This is a genomic window from Pantoea sp. V106_11 (genome assembly GCF_029967885.1).
Classification (GTDB): Bacteria; Pseudomonadota; Gammaproteobacteria; order Enterobacterales; family Enterobacteriaceae; genus Pantoea; species Pantoea ananatis.
Genome location: NZ_JASCAK010000026.1, coordinates 67,305 through 84,466, shown reverse-complemented (window position 1 = coordinate 84,466; position 17,162 = coordinate 67,305). Strand labels below are relative to the sequence as shown.

The following is a 17,162-nucleotide window of genomic DNA, read 5'->3' as shown; positions in this document are numbered from 1 at the left end:
TCTATCGATAATGCAAAAACAGGTCTCGGCAGCCCCTCAATATCAGGTTGAGGCAGCGTGGCGTATAACCAGGTAACCTCACATAGGGCTGTCCGTGTTCAGACCGGGAGCAGGTCTAACTGTCCCGCCAGGCGTGCTCCACTTCCTCTGCAAGAATCTGTACGGCTCGTTCAATATTTTCCGCATCCGGCACGTAGTTCATACGCATGCACTGATGCGTGTGCGGCCAGTCATGTTCCAGCCCCGGGAAGAAAAAGTGCCCGGGCACCATCAGTACGCCTCGCGCCTTAAGCCGTTGATACAGCAGCTCCGTGCTGATCGGCAAATCGCGGAACCATAACCACAGGAAAATCGCCCCTTCGGGTTTATGTATCAGACAACGTTCTGCGGGCAAATAACGACGAATAATGTTAATCGTCTCCATGACTTTGCGCTGGTAGAAGGGTTTGATCACCCCTTCAGACAGCCGCAACAGATCGCCACGCTGGATCATTTCACAGGCGATAGCGGGCCCAATACTGCCCGGTGCCAGGCTGATAATGCCGTTCATGTTACTAATCGCCGTGATGGTACTTTCATCAGCGATGATAATTCCGCAGCGCGCGCCAGGCAGGCCGAGTTTGGACAGGCTCATGCAGAGAATGATATTGGGGTTCCACAAAGGCCGGACATCGCTGAAAATAATGCCCGGAAAGGGGACGCCATAGGCATTGTCGATCAGCAGCGGAACCTCATGCTGCTGCGCCAGCACATCCAGCTTCAGCAGTTCGTCATCGGTAATCACGTTACCGGTTGGATTCGTCGGGCGTGATACACAAATCAGGCCGACGTCATCATTCATGGGCAAATGTTCAAAATCGACGTGGTACTTAAACTGCCCTTCCGGCAGTAACTCAATATTCGGCTTGGCCGAAATAAACAGATCGTCATCCAGACCCGCATCGGCATAGCCCAGATATTCGGGGGCCAGAGGGAACAGCACGCGTTTTTTGCTGCCGTCACTGCGGCGCCCTGCAAACAGGTTAAACAGATAGAAAAACGCGCTCTGGCTGCCGTTGGTCAGGGCGATGTTCTGTGCAGTGATAGACCAGCCCAGTTGCTCTCGCAACATCGTCGCCAGCGCATCCAACAGCACCGCCTTGCCGCGAGGGCCATCGTAATTACACAAGGCCTCACTCAGTTTGCCTTCATCGTGCATATGCTGCAGCAACTGCTGAAAATAGTCGTTCATCTCCGGAATCTGCGCGGGATTGCCACCGCCAAGCATGATAGTGCCTGGCGTGCGTAAGCCTGCACCCATGTCTTCCATCAGACGTGAGATGCCGGAATGCTGAGTAAATTTGTCGCCGAACTGAGAAAAGGCCATAGCGGTTAAAAATTTGTAATGAATAATGGGAGAACCACCATAACGCCCGCTCCCGGCGGGCGCAATGGAAAGCCGTGGGGATTACGTCAGGACATGCGGATTAACGCAGTTTTTCTCTACATTGCCGTTAAGGGCTGCAATCAGGTTTTCAACCGCATCCTGCATCATTCCGTATCGGGTTTCGTGGGTCGCTGAACCAATGTGCGGCAGCGTCACAACATTCGGTAACGACAGCAGCGGCGAGTCAGTGGGTAAAGGCTCTTTTTCGAAGACATCCAGCCCGGCGGCGTGAATAGTGCCCTCCTGCAGGGCGGCAATCAGGGCGTTTTCATCCACCACTGGCCCACGGCCGGCATTGATCAGTACCGCACTGGATTTCATCAGTTTCAGCTGTTCCGCGCCGATCAAATGGTAAGTCTCTTCAGTCAGCGGCAGGCTGATGCATACAAAGTCGCTCTGTTTCAATAGCGTTTCCAGTTCACACCGTTCTGCGGCGAACTGTGACTCAGCCTGCGCGTGCTGGCGGCGAGCCTGATAAATAATTTTCATGCCAAAACCGAAATGCGCCCGCTGGGCCAGCGCCATGCCTATGCGGCCCATCCCCAGAATGCCCAACGTTTTGTGGTGTACATCAATACCAAAATGCGCCGGTCCGATGCTTTTTTGCCAGTTGCCAGCCTTGACCCAGGCATCCAGCTCCGGAATGCGGCGCGCGCTGCTGAGCACCAGCGCCATGATGGTGTCGGCGACCGTTTCAGTCAGCACCGTCGGCGTGTGCATCAGCACCACGCCTCGTTGATTTAACGCATCCACATCAAAGTTGTCATAGCCCACAGACACGCTTGAGCAGGCCCGCAGTCTGGGCATTTTTGCCAACAGATCGCGATTAACTTTGCCGCCCGAGCCCAGTAATCCTTCTGCCTCCTGCAGCGCTTTTTCATGCTGCTGCTGGCTTTCTGGCGACAGATCCTTGATTTCAGTCACCGTGGCATGTTCAGCAAGACGCGCACGCAGATCGTCAGGCAATTTTTTGTATAGAATGACGGCGGGTTTCATCAGATAGCTTCCTGTAAATAGATGACGGGCAACGCTAAGGTCGCCCGGAGAAGAGGCTAACGCTTACGCTTTCAGGCCGGTTTCGCTCCATGAAGCGACGGCGCCTTATTTTGTGCAGGTTTGACGATAAGCGTCAGTGCCACTGACAGCAGTAACGCCCCTCCCATAAAGATATAGGAGGCAGAAGGACTCCCGGTCGCGCCATTCAGATAACCCACAATCCATGAGCCGATAAAGGAACCCAGCGCACCCATACTGTTAATCAGGGCCATTGCGCCACCTGAAACATTACGTGGCAACATTTCCGGGATAATGGCAAAGAAGGGGCCATATGGCGCGTACATCGCAGCCCCGGCGATCACTAACAACGTATAGGATAGCCAGAAATTGCCCGATCCTACCAGGTAGGAGCCGAGGAAGGCCAGCGCCCCAATCAGCAATAAAGGCCAGACGAATAACTTACGGTTTTGGGTTTTGTCTGACGCCCAGGACACCAGTACCATTGCAATGGTCGCCGCCAGATAAGGCACTGCCGATAACCAGCCCGCCTCCACCATGCCCATTTGCGTACCGTTACGCAAAATTGAAGGTAGCCACAGCACGAAACCGTAAACGCCAATGCTCCAGGCAAAATATTGCATACACAGAATGATCACATTGCGGTTACGGAAGGCTTCCCCATAGTTACGCACGGCCTTGATACTTTCCTGCTCTTTTTGCAACTCGGCCTGCAGCGCGGCTTTTTCGACCTCACTCATCCAGCGTGCCTGTGAGGGTTTGTCCTGCACCATAAACCACCAGGCTACGGCCCAGATAACCGCAGGAATGCCTTCAAAAATAAACATTTCCCGCCAGCCAAAGGCCTCAATCAGATAACCGGAGACCACTGACATCCATAATACCGTGACCGGATTGCCCAGGATCAGAAAGGTATTAGCCCGCGAGCGTTCAGATTTAGTAAACCAGTTACTGATATAAATCAGCATCGCAGGCATTACGGCCGCTTCAACCACGCCGAGGATAAAGCGAATGGCCGCCAGCATGGGAATATTACTGACTACGCCGGTCAGTGAGGCGCAGCCGCCCCACAGAATCAGGCACCAGAAGATCAGTTTTTTTACGCTGCGGCGTTCGGCATAAATCGCGCCGGGTATCTGAAAAAAGAAATATCCCAGAAAGAACAAGGCGCCCAGTAATGACGACATGCCTTTCGTGATGCCCAAATCGTCGTTAATGCCCGCTGCTGAGGCAAAACTAAAATTGGCACGGTCAAGGTAGGCAAGGCTGTATGTAATAAACACGATGGGCATGATGAACCACCAGCGTTTTGGCGCGATCGTCTGCGTTTTCATCGGGAACTCCTCTGTCTGTGTTTGAGGGCTGGGCTATGCATCGCCTAACTGCTGACGCGTCGGCAACCCTTCGCTGTCGCCAATAACCTGAATCGCCAGTGAACCTATTTTGTTACCCCGGCGGATCGCCTGCACCAGTGGCTTCCCTTCCAGCAACGCACTAATCACACCCACGGCAAAGCCATCCCCTGCCCCTACAGTATCGACGACGTTATCCACTCTCATCGCCTCCACCTGGCCCTGTTCACCGCTGGCCGTCTTGTACCAGGCACCCTCACAGCCGGTTTTAATGATCACCGCTTTTACGCCCTTATCAAGATAAAAGTCAGCGATATCCTGCGGCTGGCGATAGCCAGTTAAGATATAGCCCTCTTTTTCGCCAGGCAGTACCCAGTCTGCGTATTCTGCTAACAGATTGAGCTGCTTGCGCATTTCGCCTTCGCTGCGCCACAGTACCGGGCGCAGATTGGGGTCAAACGAAAGCGTTTTGCCTCGCGCCCGCATCTCTTTAGCAGCATGCTTTGTCAGCTCAAGTGAGCTGTCTGAAATCGCTGCTGCAACCCCGCTGAGGTGCAGATGACGTGCAGCGCCAAAATAGTCGTGATCAAAATCTGTTGGCGACAGATGACTGGCGGCGGAGCCCTTACGAAAGTACTCCACCAGCGGATCTGAACCGTCGTCGACTTTGGATTTCAGCTGGAAGCCGGTTGGATAGCGCGGGTCAACGGTCACCTGACGATGATCGATATTTTCCTTATCCAGCACCTGACAGATGAAGCGACCAAAGGCGTCCTGCCCCACGCGGCTCACCCAGCCCACTTTCAGCCCCAGTCGCGCCAGACCAATAGCGACGTTCAGCTCTGCGCCAGCGGCGCGCTTCACAAAGGTGTCTACTGCGGCCAAATCGCCCGTTTCACGGGCGACAAACATGGCCATGGCCTCACCGATGGTGATTACATCAAGCGTGCCGTTTGGATGGGTAGTCATATGTACTCCTCAGACGTTACGCAGCAGCGTCACATAATGGCGCGTCACCGCAATCAAATCGTCGCCTTCCAGCGGAAACTCAATGCCGCGAGGCACTGCTGCTGGCAACCGGTGTAACAGGCTTTGCCAGCCAGGGCCGGCATCATCCAGCGCGATGGCGCGGTAGCTTGTCCCCTGCGGCACCGCCGCTTTGACATGCACGTAACCCACATGCTCAGCCAGCAGACCAGCCGCCTGGATCGGGTCTTCACCTGTCCAGCACCAGTTACCCATGTCAAATGTCATGGTAATCGGCAGCGCCGCCTCACCGGCGGCCTTAAAGAACCCTACCATCGGTTGCTGTTTGCCGAAGCGGGTTTGATCGTTTTCCACAGTCAGGGGCACGCCATATTCTGTCATCAAGCCACGTAGCTTTTCGCTGTACAGCGCGCCCGTAAAGTTACCCAGCGCCACTTTCAGCCGCTGTGCATTCAACTGACGTGCTTCGGAAAAGTAACCGTCCAGTAAGGGGTTAAGTTTGCCGTCCTCACAGAACAAGGTGTCGGGTACCGAATAACTGATGCGCAGCTGGTGCACCTGCGCTGCCTGCGCCAGCGCGGGTAAATGGGCTAACGTGGTCTCATCAAACAGTTCACGACGGATTTCCACACCGTCGGCGCCCGCCTGCTGGATAAGGGGCAATAGCGCGGCCTGCCCGCCCAGCTCAGCAATCTGTTGATGACCATACGCGGCGGCCACGACGATGATTTCGGGCTTCATTACGACTCCTGATGTGAAAATCTGCATTAACGTTATAAAAACGTTAAATGGAACCGGTTCCAAAGCAAAGTAGCAAAATGCGGAAGTATGATCGTGCTCACGAAGCGAGCACGTAATCGAAGGGAAGAGTCTGAAAATCAGCCGAGGCGTTGGCTGGAACCGCGCACGATGAGTTCGCCTGAAAAAACCTGTTCACAAGGTGGATGGTCGTGCCCCTCAATACGGGATATAAGACGTTCGAGCGCGCGATAACCGATTTGCCAGGTGGGCTGCTTTAAGGTGGTAATACCGACGCCAGCCAACGCAGCCCATTCGAGCTCGTCAAACCCTAACAGGCCAATATCTCTACCCCAGCGTAGGGCAAGACGCTGCAGAGAATGAGCCACCTGCAAGGTCAGCGCGCCATTGGCTACCATTACCGCACAGCGTTTTCCCGCGTGCCGCTGATGAAAGTCGCGCAGAATCTTATCCATTATCCCGGGCTGGTGCAGCGCGACTTCCGCATTCTCATGGGCGATTGCGGGATGTGCAGCAAGACGTTGCCGAAACGCCTGCAGTCGCTCCCGGCGCGTATTCACGCTGCCTAAGGGTTCGCTGAGAAACAGCAGCGACTCATAACCGTTGTCAATAAGATGGGCGGTGGCCGTTTCTGCCGCTTCGGCATTATTCAACCCGACCACATCACAGGGGAAATCAGGGATTTTTCGGTCGATCAGCACCATGGGCAGTAAAGACTGTTGTAGTCGGCTCAGTACCGCTTCATGCATGCCAACGGCGTTAACGACAATGCCCTCAACCTGATAGCTGCTCAGCAATTGCAGGTAATGTTGCTCCAGATCGACTTCGTTATTGGTATTACACATCAGTAACGTAAAGCCACATTCACGGCAGGCCGCTTCAATGCCACACATGACGTCTACAGAATAGGGATTGGTGATATCGGCGATGATCAGGCCAATGAGTCGGGTACGCCCCCGTTTCAGGCCACGTGCCATCTGGCTTGGCCGATAGTTAAGATCGCTAATCGCCTGCTCGATGCGCATTTTTAAATCGGCAGAAAGCAGATGTTGCTCGCCGTTTAAATAGCGCGAGACGCTGGTTTTACCGGTTTTTGCCGCATGAGCAACATCGCTGATAGTGGCGCGAGGCGGCCTGATTTTCATAAAGTATTCCGCAAATTAAGCATCCCGCGAGACTACCACAGCCATACAACATGGCAAAAACGTTCGCGTTACTGGGGAAATTGCAGCCAGGGTTGCCACAGTACTTGTAACTCCGCCAGCGGTGCTCCTTCCAGCAGCCGCATCACCATCATCGCAACCTGCTCGCCTCTCTGCTGCTCGCTGGCCTGCCGAATGGCGATAACCGGATGTTCGATAATGGCGTCGACCGGTAGCCCATCCCATGCCACTAAGGCAACAGCAGTATCACCCTCCAGGCGGCCCGCCTGCTGTAAGGCCACGAGCGCGCCTTCCGCCAGGGCGCTGCAATCGGTGATAATGGCCTGAGGTTGCAGCCCCTGTGCCAGCCAGTCTGTGGTTTGTTGATAGCCCGCCCGGCGCGACGGCGCAACCACCGCCGTGGCATAGGGCGGCACGGAATCCATTGCGTTGAGGTAGCCCTGGCGACGATCGCGCACAAAGGTGCAGGTTGTATTGCCTCCGAGCCAGGCGATGCGTTGCATACCCAGCGCCAGGCAGTGTTTTACCGCCAGTGCCGAACCTGCGGCGTTATCAACGTCGAACCAGGCATGATTCTGCTCTGAATCACTGCGTCCCAGCGTAAGAAAACTCACGCCTTTCTGCTGCAGGCTGAGCAGGCGCGCGTCATGAGGTGACGTGTGCGTAACAACAATGGCATCCACTGCCCGGCTGCGCAGCATGCGAATCAGTGAACGCTGCCCGTCATGCGGTTTATCTGTTAACAACACGAGATCGATATCGTGTTTGGAAAGACGCTGATCGAGCGCCAGTAATATCTTGTTAAAGTGCGTATCGTTGAAAGCGGGTGTGGTCATTGGATAAACCAGGCCAACCGCATTGGCACGGCCGGTTTTCAACCGTCGCGCTGCAACGTTGGGACGGTAGCCGCGCCGCTGCGCTTCTTCTTCCACGCGCTGCCGCGTTTGCTTTGCCACATCATCATAGCCGTTGAGTGCCCGGCTCACTGTGGTAACGGAGAGACCCAGTACTGACGCAATGGCTTTTAGTGACATGATGCGTTATCCATTGTTCAATTTGAACCATTCTGGCATAAAGCGTTGACAGGCACCGTGCGCAGGTTCCCAACTGGAAACCTTACCCATTTTATTACCAAAAGCCGTCGAAAAAAGGACAGCGAGTCTGACTTTGCCCCCGACAACGGGGGCGAGATGATCAATTTAACGGACTGAGCGTGATTTCAACGCGGCGGTTCTGCGCCTTACCGGCTTCAGTGCTGTTGGTTGCAACTGGACTGTCTGGACCTGCCCCCTGGGTATGCAAGCGGTTGCTGGCTACACCCTGAACGATCAGCGCACTGGCCACACTCTCTGCACGCTGCTGCGACAGGCGCATATTTAAAGCACGCGAGCCGGTGCTGTCCGTGTGTCCCACGACATTCACGGCGGTTTTAGGATACTCTTTTAGCACCATAGCGACGCCGGTCAGCGTATTAGCGCCCGCCGGTTTCAGGCTGCTGCTACTGGAATCAAAGGTCACATTGTTCGGCATATTCAGCACGATGTTATCGCCCTGACGCGTAACGCTAACGCCGGTTCCCTTCATTTTGTCACGCAGCTTCGCTTCCTGAACATCCATGTAATAGCCCACGCCGCCGCCTAACGCCGCGCCGCTTGCTGCACCGATTAACGCACCTTTGCCCCGATCTTTCTTCGAAGAGGAAAGCACGCCAACGCCAGCACCCACTAATGCGCCCAAACCTGCGCCTACACCGGATTTTCCCGCCTGAGACTCACCGGTATAAGGATTAGTTGTACAACCTGATACCACCAAACTACCGCTCAACAGCAGGGTGAGAGCAATTAACTTTTTCTGCATTATTTGTCCCTTAGATTCATCACAACGAGGCACCTTGTCCCCGTTTGGCATTGATTATGCCGCGCAAAAGTGAGGAAAATCCTGAGACAATGTCTTATTTTGTAAAGGATCGACGTTAAATGTTGTCAGGATGACAAAAGCAGTTGGTTTGATGATCGTTTATCAGGCCGCAGGCCTGCATAAATGAATAACAAATTGTCGGGCCGATGAATTTAAAACCACGGGTCTTTAGCGCTTTTGAAAGCGCGATAGCCTGCGCAGAGGTGGTGGGACTTTGTTTGTAATCGACAACATGATTGACGACAGGCTGATTATCAACGAACTGCCATACAAAGTGGGCAAAATCCTCCCCTTTTGCTTCCATTGCCAGCATCGCCCGGGCATTAGCAATAATGGCCGCAATTTTTCCGGGATGACGAATAATGCCGCTGTTTTGCATCAGTTGGGCGATATCCTGAGCGTCCATCTGCGCAATGGTTTGCGGTTCAAACTGGTGAAACGCGGCGCGGTAATTTTGGCGTTTTTTCAGTACGGTAATCCAGGATAACCCAGCCTGCTGGCCTTCCAGACAGAGCATTTCAAACAGCGCCTGCTTATCCCTCTGTGGTCTGCCCCACTCGTCGTCGTGATACGCCAGATAGACAGGATCTTGCGTTACCCAGCCACATCGTTGCATCGTGTTTTTCCTTTTATGCCAGGCCATGTTTATTGCCTCGATAGTAGAGGGAATCCTCCAACATTTGAACCCGAGTCACAGTAAATTGCGAGGCCGCTTCGGTTATCCGCTGCAGTCATGCATTTAGCTGAACCGATCACGCATAAAAAGCGAAGGCAGCGATAACGAATGTAAATACAATGATAACGATAGTCATTTTCAGGTAACTCCATGCGTAACAATGTCATCCTTATTGGGCGTGAGCTCACCGTATTTCTTTTTGCTTCTCTGTTTATCACCTTCATGATCGGCCCCATCTATATCGATGTGGTCTGGATGAATAATGCGCTGCACGAAGCGTCTTTTACCGAAACCGCGCAGGAACTGTTGTTATTCAGTCTTGCCGCACTGTTTTTTATTGCCGCCCGTCATCGGCCTGCACAACGCGGTGGATTAACCTTAATTGCCGGTTTTTACAGTTGCATGCTTATTCGTGAACTGGATTTTTTCTTCGATCTCATCCGTCATGGTAGCTGGGTGTGGTTTGCGCTGGCGATCGCGCTGGGCAGTTTAGCGGTGGCCATGCGTACCCCAAAGCAGACCCTGAGCGCGCTGGCCGATCTCCTCAGGCACAACCGCTGGCCCGTTATGGCTGCCGGATTGATGATCGTGCTGGTTTTTTCCCGACTGTTTGGGATGAACACGCTGTGGTCTCACCTGATGCCCGATCACTACAATCGTGGCGTAAAAAACATGGCCGAAGAAGGCGTGGAATTACTGGGCTACAGCCTGTGCTGGCTGGCCGGGCTCCGCTATCTGTGGCAAACCCGTCGCTAAAAGCGTAAGACAGCTTACGTCACGTCCGCCCAGCCATTGTGTAAACGCATCCGGTTGGGTGGAAAACCTCAACGCTTTTTCAGCGATCCCGCGCGTTAAAAAAGGTACAATATCCGCTTCTGCACTGGAAATTTTATCCGGTGTTCGGTGTAAGTTAACCGCAGGTCTTTTCATGTCAGTCAAAATCTTAACGTCAACGCTTATTGGTCTTGAGGCTTTCCGTCAGGATCCGCTCAGCGCCTTGCAGCAGGCTGAAGACGGCACGCTGGCGGTGCTGGAAAATTATACGCCCGTAATGTATGCCATTACGCCAGCGCGCCTCGCGCGGCTACTGGCACTTGAGGCCGCCGCCCAGCAACCCAGTGATGTGGCGCTGGACGACAGCCTGTATGACGATGTTTCTGCTACGCTGCATACGCCGGTGGGTAAATTCGCCATGTATGATGGCTGGCAGCCGGACGCTGACTTTACGCGACAGGCGGCCATCTGGGGCGTTGCACTAAGCGAACCGGTGACGCCAGCTGAACTGGCTGCCTTTGTGGCCTACTGGCAGGCGGAAGGGCGTTTGTTTCATCATGTGCAGTGGCAGCAGAAGCTGGCACGCAGCCTGCAAATGAATCGGGCGGCCAATTGCGGACAACCCAGACGTGACATTACACAGTTGCCAAATCCTGACAGCACAATTCCTGATGGTTTCCGGGGTGAATAATGAAAACGCCGAACGATCTGTTTAACCGTCTGAAACGAATGATGCCCGCGGGTACCCGACCCAAGTTCACAAACGGTGAAGAATTACTGGCCTGGAATCAGGAACAGGGCCGTCTGCGATCAGAATCTATCGTGCGCGAAAATCGTGCGATGAAAATGCAGCGCATCATGGGCCGTTCCGGCATTCGCGAGCTACACATCAACTGCTCGTTCGATAACTATCGGGTTGAAAACGAAGGCCAACGCAAAGCGCTGGAACTGGCTCGCCAGTATGCGGCCGAATTTGATGGCAGTATTGCCAGCTTTGTTTTTTCTGGCCGTCCAGGCACTGGCAAAAACCACCTGGCAGCCGCCATTGGTAACGATCTGATTTTACGTGGCAAGAGCGTGCTAATCGTCACGGTGGCAGATCTGATGTCGAGCATGAAGGGCACCTTCAGCGGCAGCAGCAATATTACGGAAGAACGGCTGATTCAGGATCTCAGCAGCGTTGATTTGCTGGTGATCGATGAGATCGGTATGCAGAGTGAATCGCGCTACGAGAAAGTGATTATTAACCAGATTGTGGACCGCCGTTCCTCCTCGAAACGCCCGACGGGCATGCTGTCTAACCTCGATCACGCCGGGATGAATGCGCTGCTGGGTGAACGCGTTATGGATCGCATGCGGCTGGGCAATAGCCTGTGGGTTCGCTTTGACTGGGAAAGCTACCGTAGCCGCGTTCGCGGTGATGAATACTGATTTGGCTGCCCGCGAACGCGGGCCAGCTCTTTACCTTACCGTTACACAATCCTGTGGCCTGGCACCCATTTCTGACTTAATTCTCTCGCCCTGAGGCCGTCGCCGTTTGGCAGGCTTATCTGCACGATGCTAAGTTTTGATTAGACATCAAACTAATAAGACTTCATCGTTGGTGGCAAATCTGCTGCCGATTTCCACACCCGGGGTAATCCGCCATGAAAGTGACTGGCAAAGGGCCTGCATTAATGCGGCTGAATAATCAAAAGCGGGTCATGGCGCAACTGCGCCAGCGCCGTATCACGTCGCGGCAGGACCTCGCGCACATCCTGGCAATCAGTAAAAATACCGTGTCGCAGATTATTGATGATCTGCTGGAACAGGATCTCGTGCAGGAGCTGGGAAAAGCCAGTGTCTCTGCGGCAGGTCGCCCTAAAATCCAGATTACCCTGCGTCCGGAAAAGCTGGTCAGCGCCGGCATCATGGTGGAAAAGAACCTTATCCACTGGCAGGTTTGCGATTATTTCTCTCAACCCCTGGCGGAACAAACCCTGCGGACAGATACCAGCCGACCGGGGCCACTGTTAGCGGAGGTGACCGCCTTATGTGAAAAGCTCACCGAATCCTGGCCGGGCCTGCTGGGCATCGGGCTGGGCTTTCCTGGCGTCGTCGATCCCAGACGGGGCTGGATGCATTTATCTACCCATCTGGGCTGGCAGGACGTTGATCTGGCGAGCAACCTGCGTAAACAGATCAGATTACCGATTCGCATTATGAATAACGTTAAAGCCGCTGCGCTGCTGTCTGTGCAACAACTCAACTTGCCCGCCGAAAGCGGGCATTTTTATTTACGAATTGCCGAAGGAATTGGCGGCGCACTGGTACAGCACGGTGTCGTTTTTACCGGCAACAGCTGGACGGCGGGCGAAGCCGGCCACCTCACTGTCCAGCCGAACGGGCCTCGCTGTAGCTGCAACCGTCAGGGTTGTCTGGAAGCCATGATCAGTAAACCTGCCATTAATCAACAGCTGGCCCAGCGTCAGCCGGGGCTGACCTGGCACAACCGCGACAGCGCGCCTAACGTGGTAAACGAAGTGATGCAACTGGCGGGAAACTATCTGGGTATCGCGCTCAGCCAGATCATGCTGTTGCTCAATCCGGCCAACATCATCATTGATTGCCCCTGGAGCGTCAGCCCAACATTTTGTCAGGCCGTACTTAATCAAACCCAGGCCAACAAGCTGGCATTCATTGCCGCTCACACTCAGGTACATTTTCTGACGTCGCACCTTGCACCGGCAACGGGACTGGCGCTGGCGATTATTGAGCAACAAGAGCAGCGAACGGACTAAGGGCGCTCAGCGCTGGCGAAAGTCAGGGATAATCAGGTCACCCCGCATGACATAAGAGTCCAGTACGCTACGCGTCTGTTCAGTCAGTGCCTTAACGATGCGCGCTGCCATCGCGTCCATCGAGTACTCAATCGCCGGAATAGTCGGAATGCCGGGCAAGTTCAACGAGCCCGCCAGACTGAAGACCATAATGTCGTCGGGAACCTTTTTGTTAAACGCCTGCAACTGGGGAATGACTTTCTGCGCCTGTTGTTCATCCGCCACCAGCAATGCGCTGAAATTCAGCGTGGACGCGTTATTCAGCAACTCCTGGAGTGCTACCGAGGAGGATGTGGCGTCCATAAACACAAGGTTGCGGTTAAACGGCAGAAAGTTTTTTTCCAGCGCGTGTTTATAACCCAACAGAACCCGATCGGAAAATCCCATTCTGTCAGGATGAATCAGAGCAATCTGTCGACGATTTTGGCTTATCAGGTAGTTGCAGGCGGTTTCGGCGGCAAAGGCGTGATCGAACTGAATGCTGTTAACGTCGTCCCCGGCTTCCAGACAATCCACCAGGATAACGTTTTTTTGATTCAGGTTCAGCGGGAAGCGCGCGCCGATAATCAACACATCGTCACACAACCCACAGGTCAGCTCATCAAGGCAGGTCATCACTTCCATCCTGCTGTTCGCGAAACGGAGCAAGAGGTGTTTTTGGTGCTGGCTGAGGTGTTTTTCCAGCGCATAGAGGTAACCGGTGGTCTGGTTAATGTTGTCCTGTGCGCAAATTACGCCAATACAGCCGGTGGTTTGACTGAGTAATGACTGAGCGATCACGTTTGGACGATAACTGAGTTCATCCACCGCTTTTAATACCGCAACGCGGCTGGCTTCTTTTACACCGCGTGACCCACTCAACACGCGCGACACCGTGGCTTTTGACACACCCGCGAGACGCGATACATCGTTGATAGTAGACATTCTTTTCCCCTGAAAACCCCGCTGAATCCCTGAAAAACGCCCTAATCCTGCGGCTCAAATAATCATCACCGGCAGTATAGCTTTTTCGTTTTTTCATGGAAACCGATTTTCCATTTCTTCTCAATTATCGACAATAACTTGAAATTACGTGATCTGAATCGTAAGAAAAATGTTTATTTAACGGGGATCATGATGCCTGTCACACTTCCGTTTGCATCAAATGGAAACCGGTTTCCGTATCATATCAAATCAAGTCTGTAACACGTTTTATACGCAAAGGAGGGTTACTCATGATCAGGATTATGTTGTGTTGTTCAGCAGGAATGTCCACGAGTCTTTTAGTCCGCAAGATGGTCGACGTTGCGAACCAGCGCGGGCTGAGTGTGCAGATCGATGCCTGGGGCGTTTCCGAATTTGATGCGCAGTTTCCAAACTATCAGGTCGTTCTGCTAGGTCCGCAAGTGAAGTACATGTTAACCACGCTCTCAGAAAAAGCTGCCACCCACGGCATTCCTGTCCAGGCCATCAATATGACGGACTACGGCATGCAACGCGGTGACAAGGTGCTGGATTACGCTCTGTCGCTTATTGAAGCGGCACACTAGAAAGGTGTCATTATGAGTTCGTTATATCAGTCGATGGTGACGGTAATTGAACAGTCCATTACGCCACTCGCCGGAAAGTTAGGTCAGCAAAAGTATGTGATAGCGATTCGTGACGGCTTTACGGCGGCGCTACCGTTTATGATTATTGGATCGTTTATGTTGGTATTTATCTTCCCGCCGTTTTCAGCGGACACCACCAACAGCGTTGCCCGTGCCTGGCTGGACTTTTCCATCACTTATCGCCAACAGCTGATGCTACCGTTTAATCTCAGCATGGGCGTTATGACCTTTTTTATCTCGGTCGGGATTGGTGCCAGCCTGGGCCGCCAGTTTAATCTGGACCCCATCATGTCGGGTTTGCTGGCATTTATGGCGTTTTTACTGGTGGCCGCGCCTTATGCGGATGAAAAGATCTCTACCCAGTATCTTTCCGGTCAGGGAATTTTTACTGCCTTGATTACCGCCATTTACGCCACCCGGGTTTATGCCTGGCTAAAACAAAATAATGTCACGATCCGCCTGCCGAAAGAAGTGCCTACCGGCGTGGCACGCTCCTTCGAGATTCTGATCCCGGTACTGGTGATTATCGCAACGTTACATCCGCTCAACCTGTTTATCGAAGCGCAAACCGGCATGATTATGCCACAGGCGATCATGCATTTGCTGGAGCCGCTGGTTTCGGCTTCGGACTCTTTGCCCGCCATTTTGCTTTCCGTCCTGCTGTGTCAGATTTTCTGGTTTGCCGGTATTCATGGTGCACTGATCGTCACCGGCATTATGAATCCCTTCTGGATGGCTAACCTCTCTGCTAACCAGGCCGCCCTGGCGGCGGGAGCCGCGCTGCCGCATGTCTATCTACAGGGGTTCTGGGATCACTACCTGCTGATTGGCGGAGTGGGCTCCACCTTACCGCTGGCCTTCTTACTGCTGCGTAGCCGGGTGCTACATTTACGCACCATTGGCAAAATGGGCGTGGTGCCCAGCTTTTTTAATATCAATGAGCCCATCCTGTTTGGTGCGCCGGTCATCATGAACCCGCTGCTGTTTATCCCCTTCGTCTGCGTTCCAATGATTAATGCCGTGCTGGCTTATACCGCCACGAAACTCGGCTGGATCGCCCAGGTGGTTTCGCTTACGCCATGGACCACGCCCGCCCCGATCGGTGCCTCCTGGGCCGCTAACTGGGCGCTAAGCCCGCTGGTGATGTGCCTGATTTGTATGCTGATGTCGGCGCTGATGTACTTACCCTTCCTGCGTGCCTATGAACGCAGCCTGATTAAAGCAGAAGAGAAAAAAATCAAGGATGCGCCCCCTGCAGGCCAACCCGTGCCCGGTCATCCACAGGCTTAAGGAGCCCATAAAATGAACTACCGTTTTCCTGAAAATTTCTGGTGGGGCAGCGCCAGCTCGGCGTTACAAGCCGAAGGGGACAGCCTGAATGGCGGTAAAAGCCCTACCACCTGGGATCGCTGGTTTGCACAACAGCCTCACCGTTTCCATCAAGGCATTGGCCCACAAGACACCTCGGGCTTTTATCAGCACTGGCAGCACGATATCGCATTACTAAAGCAGTTAGGGCACAACAGCTTTCGCACGTCGCTGAGCTGGGCGCGCCTGATGCCAGACGGCACTGACGCCGTGAATCCTGACGCCGTGACTTTTTATAACAAGGTCATCGATGCATTACTGGCGCAGGGCATTACACCGTTTATCACCCTGTTTCATTTTGATATGCCTCTGGCTATGCAGGACAAAGGCGGCTGGGAGAACCGTGAGGTTGTTGAGGCGTTTGGCCGCTATGCCCAGCGCTGTTTCGCGCTGTTCGGCCATAAGGTGAAACACTGGTTTACCTTCAATGAACCGATTGTGCCGGTCGAAGGTGGCTATCTGTACGATTTTCATTATCCCAACGTCGTGGACTTCAGACGAGCGGCTAACGTGGCCTTGCACACAGTCCTGGCACACGCGCTGGCAGTACGCGCCTGGCGTAACGGCGGCTACGACGGTGACATTGGTGTGGTGCTGAACCTCACGCCGTCCTATTCACGATCGGCAAATCCGGCCGATGTGCAAGCCGCACATCATGCTGACCTGTTGTTTAACCGTAGCTTTCTGGATCCGGTTCTGAAGGGAGAATATCCCGTGGATCTGCTGAGCTTACTGAGTCAGTACCACCAGCTTCCGCGCTGCCAGCCTGGCGACGCTGCGTTGATTGCCGACGGCATTATCGACCTTCTGGGCGTGAACTATTATCAGCCGCGCCGGGTGAAGTGTCGGGACAGCGCCGTCAATGCTGAAGCGCCCTTTATGCCGGAGTGGTTATTCGACCACTATGAAATGCCAGGCCGTCAGATGAATCCGTATCGTGGATGGGAAATTTACGCGCCCGGTATTTACGATATTCTGACTAACCTGCGGGTTAATTATGGAAACCCGCGCTGTTTTATTTCTGAAAATGGTATGGGCGTTGAGAATGAACAGCGATTTATTCAGAACGGTGAAATTCTGGATGATTATCGTATCGAATTTGTTTCCGAACATCTTAAATGGCTGCATAAAGGGATTCGCGAAGGCTGTCATTGCCTGGGTTATCATATGTGGACATTTATTGATAACTGGTCATGGCTAAACGGTTATAAAAATCGTTACGGTTTTGTGCAGTTAGATTTAGCCACGCAAAAACGTACGATTAAAAAGAGTGGCAAATGGTTTGCTGAGGTTGCCGAAAATAACGGTTTTAATTGAG

The 17,162-nt window shown here is 53.5% G+C and carries 17 protein-coding genes; 7 read left to right on the top strand and 10 right to left on the bottom strand.

Annotation, left to right across the window (positions count from 1 at the left end; genetic code table 11):
* Nucleotides 1-115: 115 nt before the first annotated feature.
* The 9 genes from QLG08_RS09470 to QLG08_RS09430 form a co-directional block, all read right to left on the bottom strand.
* The gene (locus QLG08_RS09470; protein ID WP_013023986.1) at nt 116-1,366 is read right to left on the bottom strand and encodes a valine--pyruvate transaminase; all 1,251 of its coding nucleotides are present in this window, start codon (nt 1,364-1,366) and stop codon (nt 116-118) included.
* 81 nt (nt 1,367-1,447) lie between these two features.
* Nucleotides 1,448-2,422, bottom strand: coding sequence for a glyoxylate/hydroxypyruvate reductase GhrB (gene ghrB, locus QLG08_RS09465; RefSeq protein WP_014332929.1), 975 nt, complete (start codon nt 2,420-2,422; stop codon nt 1,448-1,450).
* A gap of 71 nt (nt 2,423-2,493) precedes the next feature.
* Nucleotides 2,494-3,774 (bottom strand): MFS transporter, encoded by a 1,281-nt coding sequence (locus QLG08_RS09460; protein ID WP_029569311.1) that lies wholly within the window; start codon nt 3,772-3,774, stop codon nt 2,494-2,496.
* Between the two features lie 33 nt (nt 3,775-3,807).
* Entirely contained in the window at nt 3,808-4,761 is a 954-nt protein-coding gene (locus QLG08_RS09455; RefSeq protein ID WP_013023983.1) for a sugar kinase, read from the bottom strand.
* 9 nt (nt 4,762-4,770) lie between these two features.
* Nucleotides 4,771-5,520, bottom strand: a complete 750-nt coding sequence (locus QLG08_RS09450; RefSeq protein ID WP_014332930.1) for a hypothetical protein — start codon at nt 5,518-5,520, stop codon at nt 4,771-4,773.
* 137 nt (nt 5,521-5,657) lie between these two features.
* Nucleotides 5,658-6,683, bottom strand: a complete 1,026-nt coding sequence (locus tag QLG08_RS09445) for a LacI family DNA-binding transcriptional regulator (protein ID WP_013023981.1) — start codon at nt 6,681-6,683, stop codon at nt 5,658-5,660.
* A gap of 68 nt (nt 6,684-6,751) precedes the next feature.
* On the bottom strand, nt 6,752-7,735 hold the full coding sequence (locus tag QLG08_RS09440; protein ID WP_014594955.1) for a LacI family DNA-binding transcriptional regulator: 984 nt from the start codon (nt 7,733-7,735) through the stop codon (nt 6,752-6,754).
* Nucleotides 7,736-7,895: 160 nt separating this feature from the next.
* Nucleotides 7,896-8,558, bottom strand: coding sequence for an OmpA family lipoprotein (locus tag QLG08_RS09435; protein ID WP_105079926.1), 663 nt, complete (start codon nt 8,556-8,558; stop codon nt 7,896-7,898).
* Between the two features lie 115 nt (nt 8,559-8,673).
* The gene (locus QLG08_RS09430) at nt 8,674-9,234 is read right to left on the bottom strand and encodes a DNA-3-methyladenine glycosylase I (RefSeq protein WP_029569309.1); all 561 of its coding nucleotides are present in this window, start codon (nt 9,232-9,234) and stop codon (nt 8,674-8,676) included.
* Nucleotides 9,235-9,444: 210 nt separating this feature from the next.
* Here QLG08_RS09430 and QLG08_RS09425 point away from each other — a divergent pair, with 210 nt between their 5' ends.
* The 4 genes from QLG08_RS09425 (at nt 9,445) to QLG08_RS09410 (ending at nt 12,848) form a co-directional block, all read left to right on the top strand.
* Nucleotides 9,445-10,050 (top strand): hypothetical protein, encoded by a 606-nt coding sequence (locus tag QLG08_RS09425; protein ID WP_014332935.1) that lies wholly within the window; start codon nt 9,445-9,447, stop codon nt 10,048-10,050.
* Nucleotides 10,051-10,222: 172 nt separating this feature from the next.
* Nucleotides 10,223-10,759 carry a primosomal protein DnaT gene (dnaT, locus tag QLG08_RS09420; protein ID WP_238492862.1) on the top strand — a complete coding sequence of 179 codons (537 nt, stop codon included), beginning with the start codon at nt 10,223-10,225 and terminating at the stop codon, nt 10,757-10,759.
* Nucleotides 10,759-11,499, top strand: a complete 741-nt coding sequence (gene dnaC / locus QLG08_RS09415) for a DNA replication protein DnaC (RefSeq protein ID WP_013023975.1) — start codon at nt 10,759-10,761, stop codon at nt 11,497-11,499. The genes dnaT and dnaC overlap by 1 nt, the downstream gene beginning before the upstream one ends.
* A 215-nt stretch (nt 11,500-11,714) precedes the next feature.
* Nucleotides 11,715-12,848: an ROK family transcriptional regulator gene (locus QLG08_RS09410; RefSeq protein ID WP_013023974.1), complete on the top strand. Its 1,134-nt coding sequence runs from the start codon at nt 11,715-11,717 to the stop codon at nt 12,846-12,848.
* 6 nt (nt 12,849-12,854) lie between these two features.
* Here the strand turns inward: QLG08_RS09410 and QLG08_RS09405 are convergent, their stop codons facing one another.
* A complete protein-coding gene (locus QLG08_RS09405) occupies nt 12,855-13,811 on the bottom strand; it encodes a LacI family DNA-binding transcriptional regulator (protein ID WP_014594951.1) in 957 nt (318 codons plus the stop codon).
* Between the two features lie 290 nt (nt 13,812-14,101).
* On the opposite strand from QLG08_RS09405, the gene QLG08_RS09400 reads away from it, so the two are divergent.
* The 3 genes from QLG08_RS09400 to QLG08_RS09390 are packed head-to-tail and all read left to right on the top strand — an operon-like array spanning nt 14,102 to nt 17,161.
* Nucleotides 14,102-14,416 (top strand): PTS sugar transporter subunit IIB, encoded by a 315-nt coding sequence (locus QLG08_RS09400; protein ID WP_013023972.1) that lies wholly within the window; start codon nt 14,102-14,104, stop codon nt 14,414-14,416.
* A gap of 12 nt (nt 14,417-14,428) precedes the next feature.
* Nucleotides 14,429-15,766, top strand: coding sequence for a PTS cellobiose transporter subunit IIC (locus tag QLG08_RS09395; protein ID WP_013023971.1), 1,338 nt, complete (start codon nt 14,429-14,431; stop codon nt 15,764-15,766).
* Nucleotides 15,767-15,778: 12 nt separating this feature from the next.
* Complete coding sequence (locus QLG08_RS09390; protein ID WP_019104660.1) at nt 15,779-17,161, top strand: glycoside hydrolase family 1 protein; 1,383 nt, start codon at nt 15,779-15,781, stop codon at nt 17,159-17,161.
* Nucleotide 17,162: the final 1 nt, after the last annotated feature.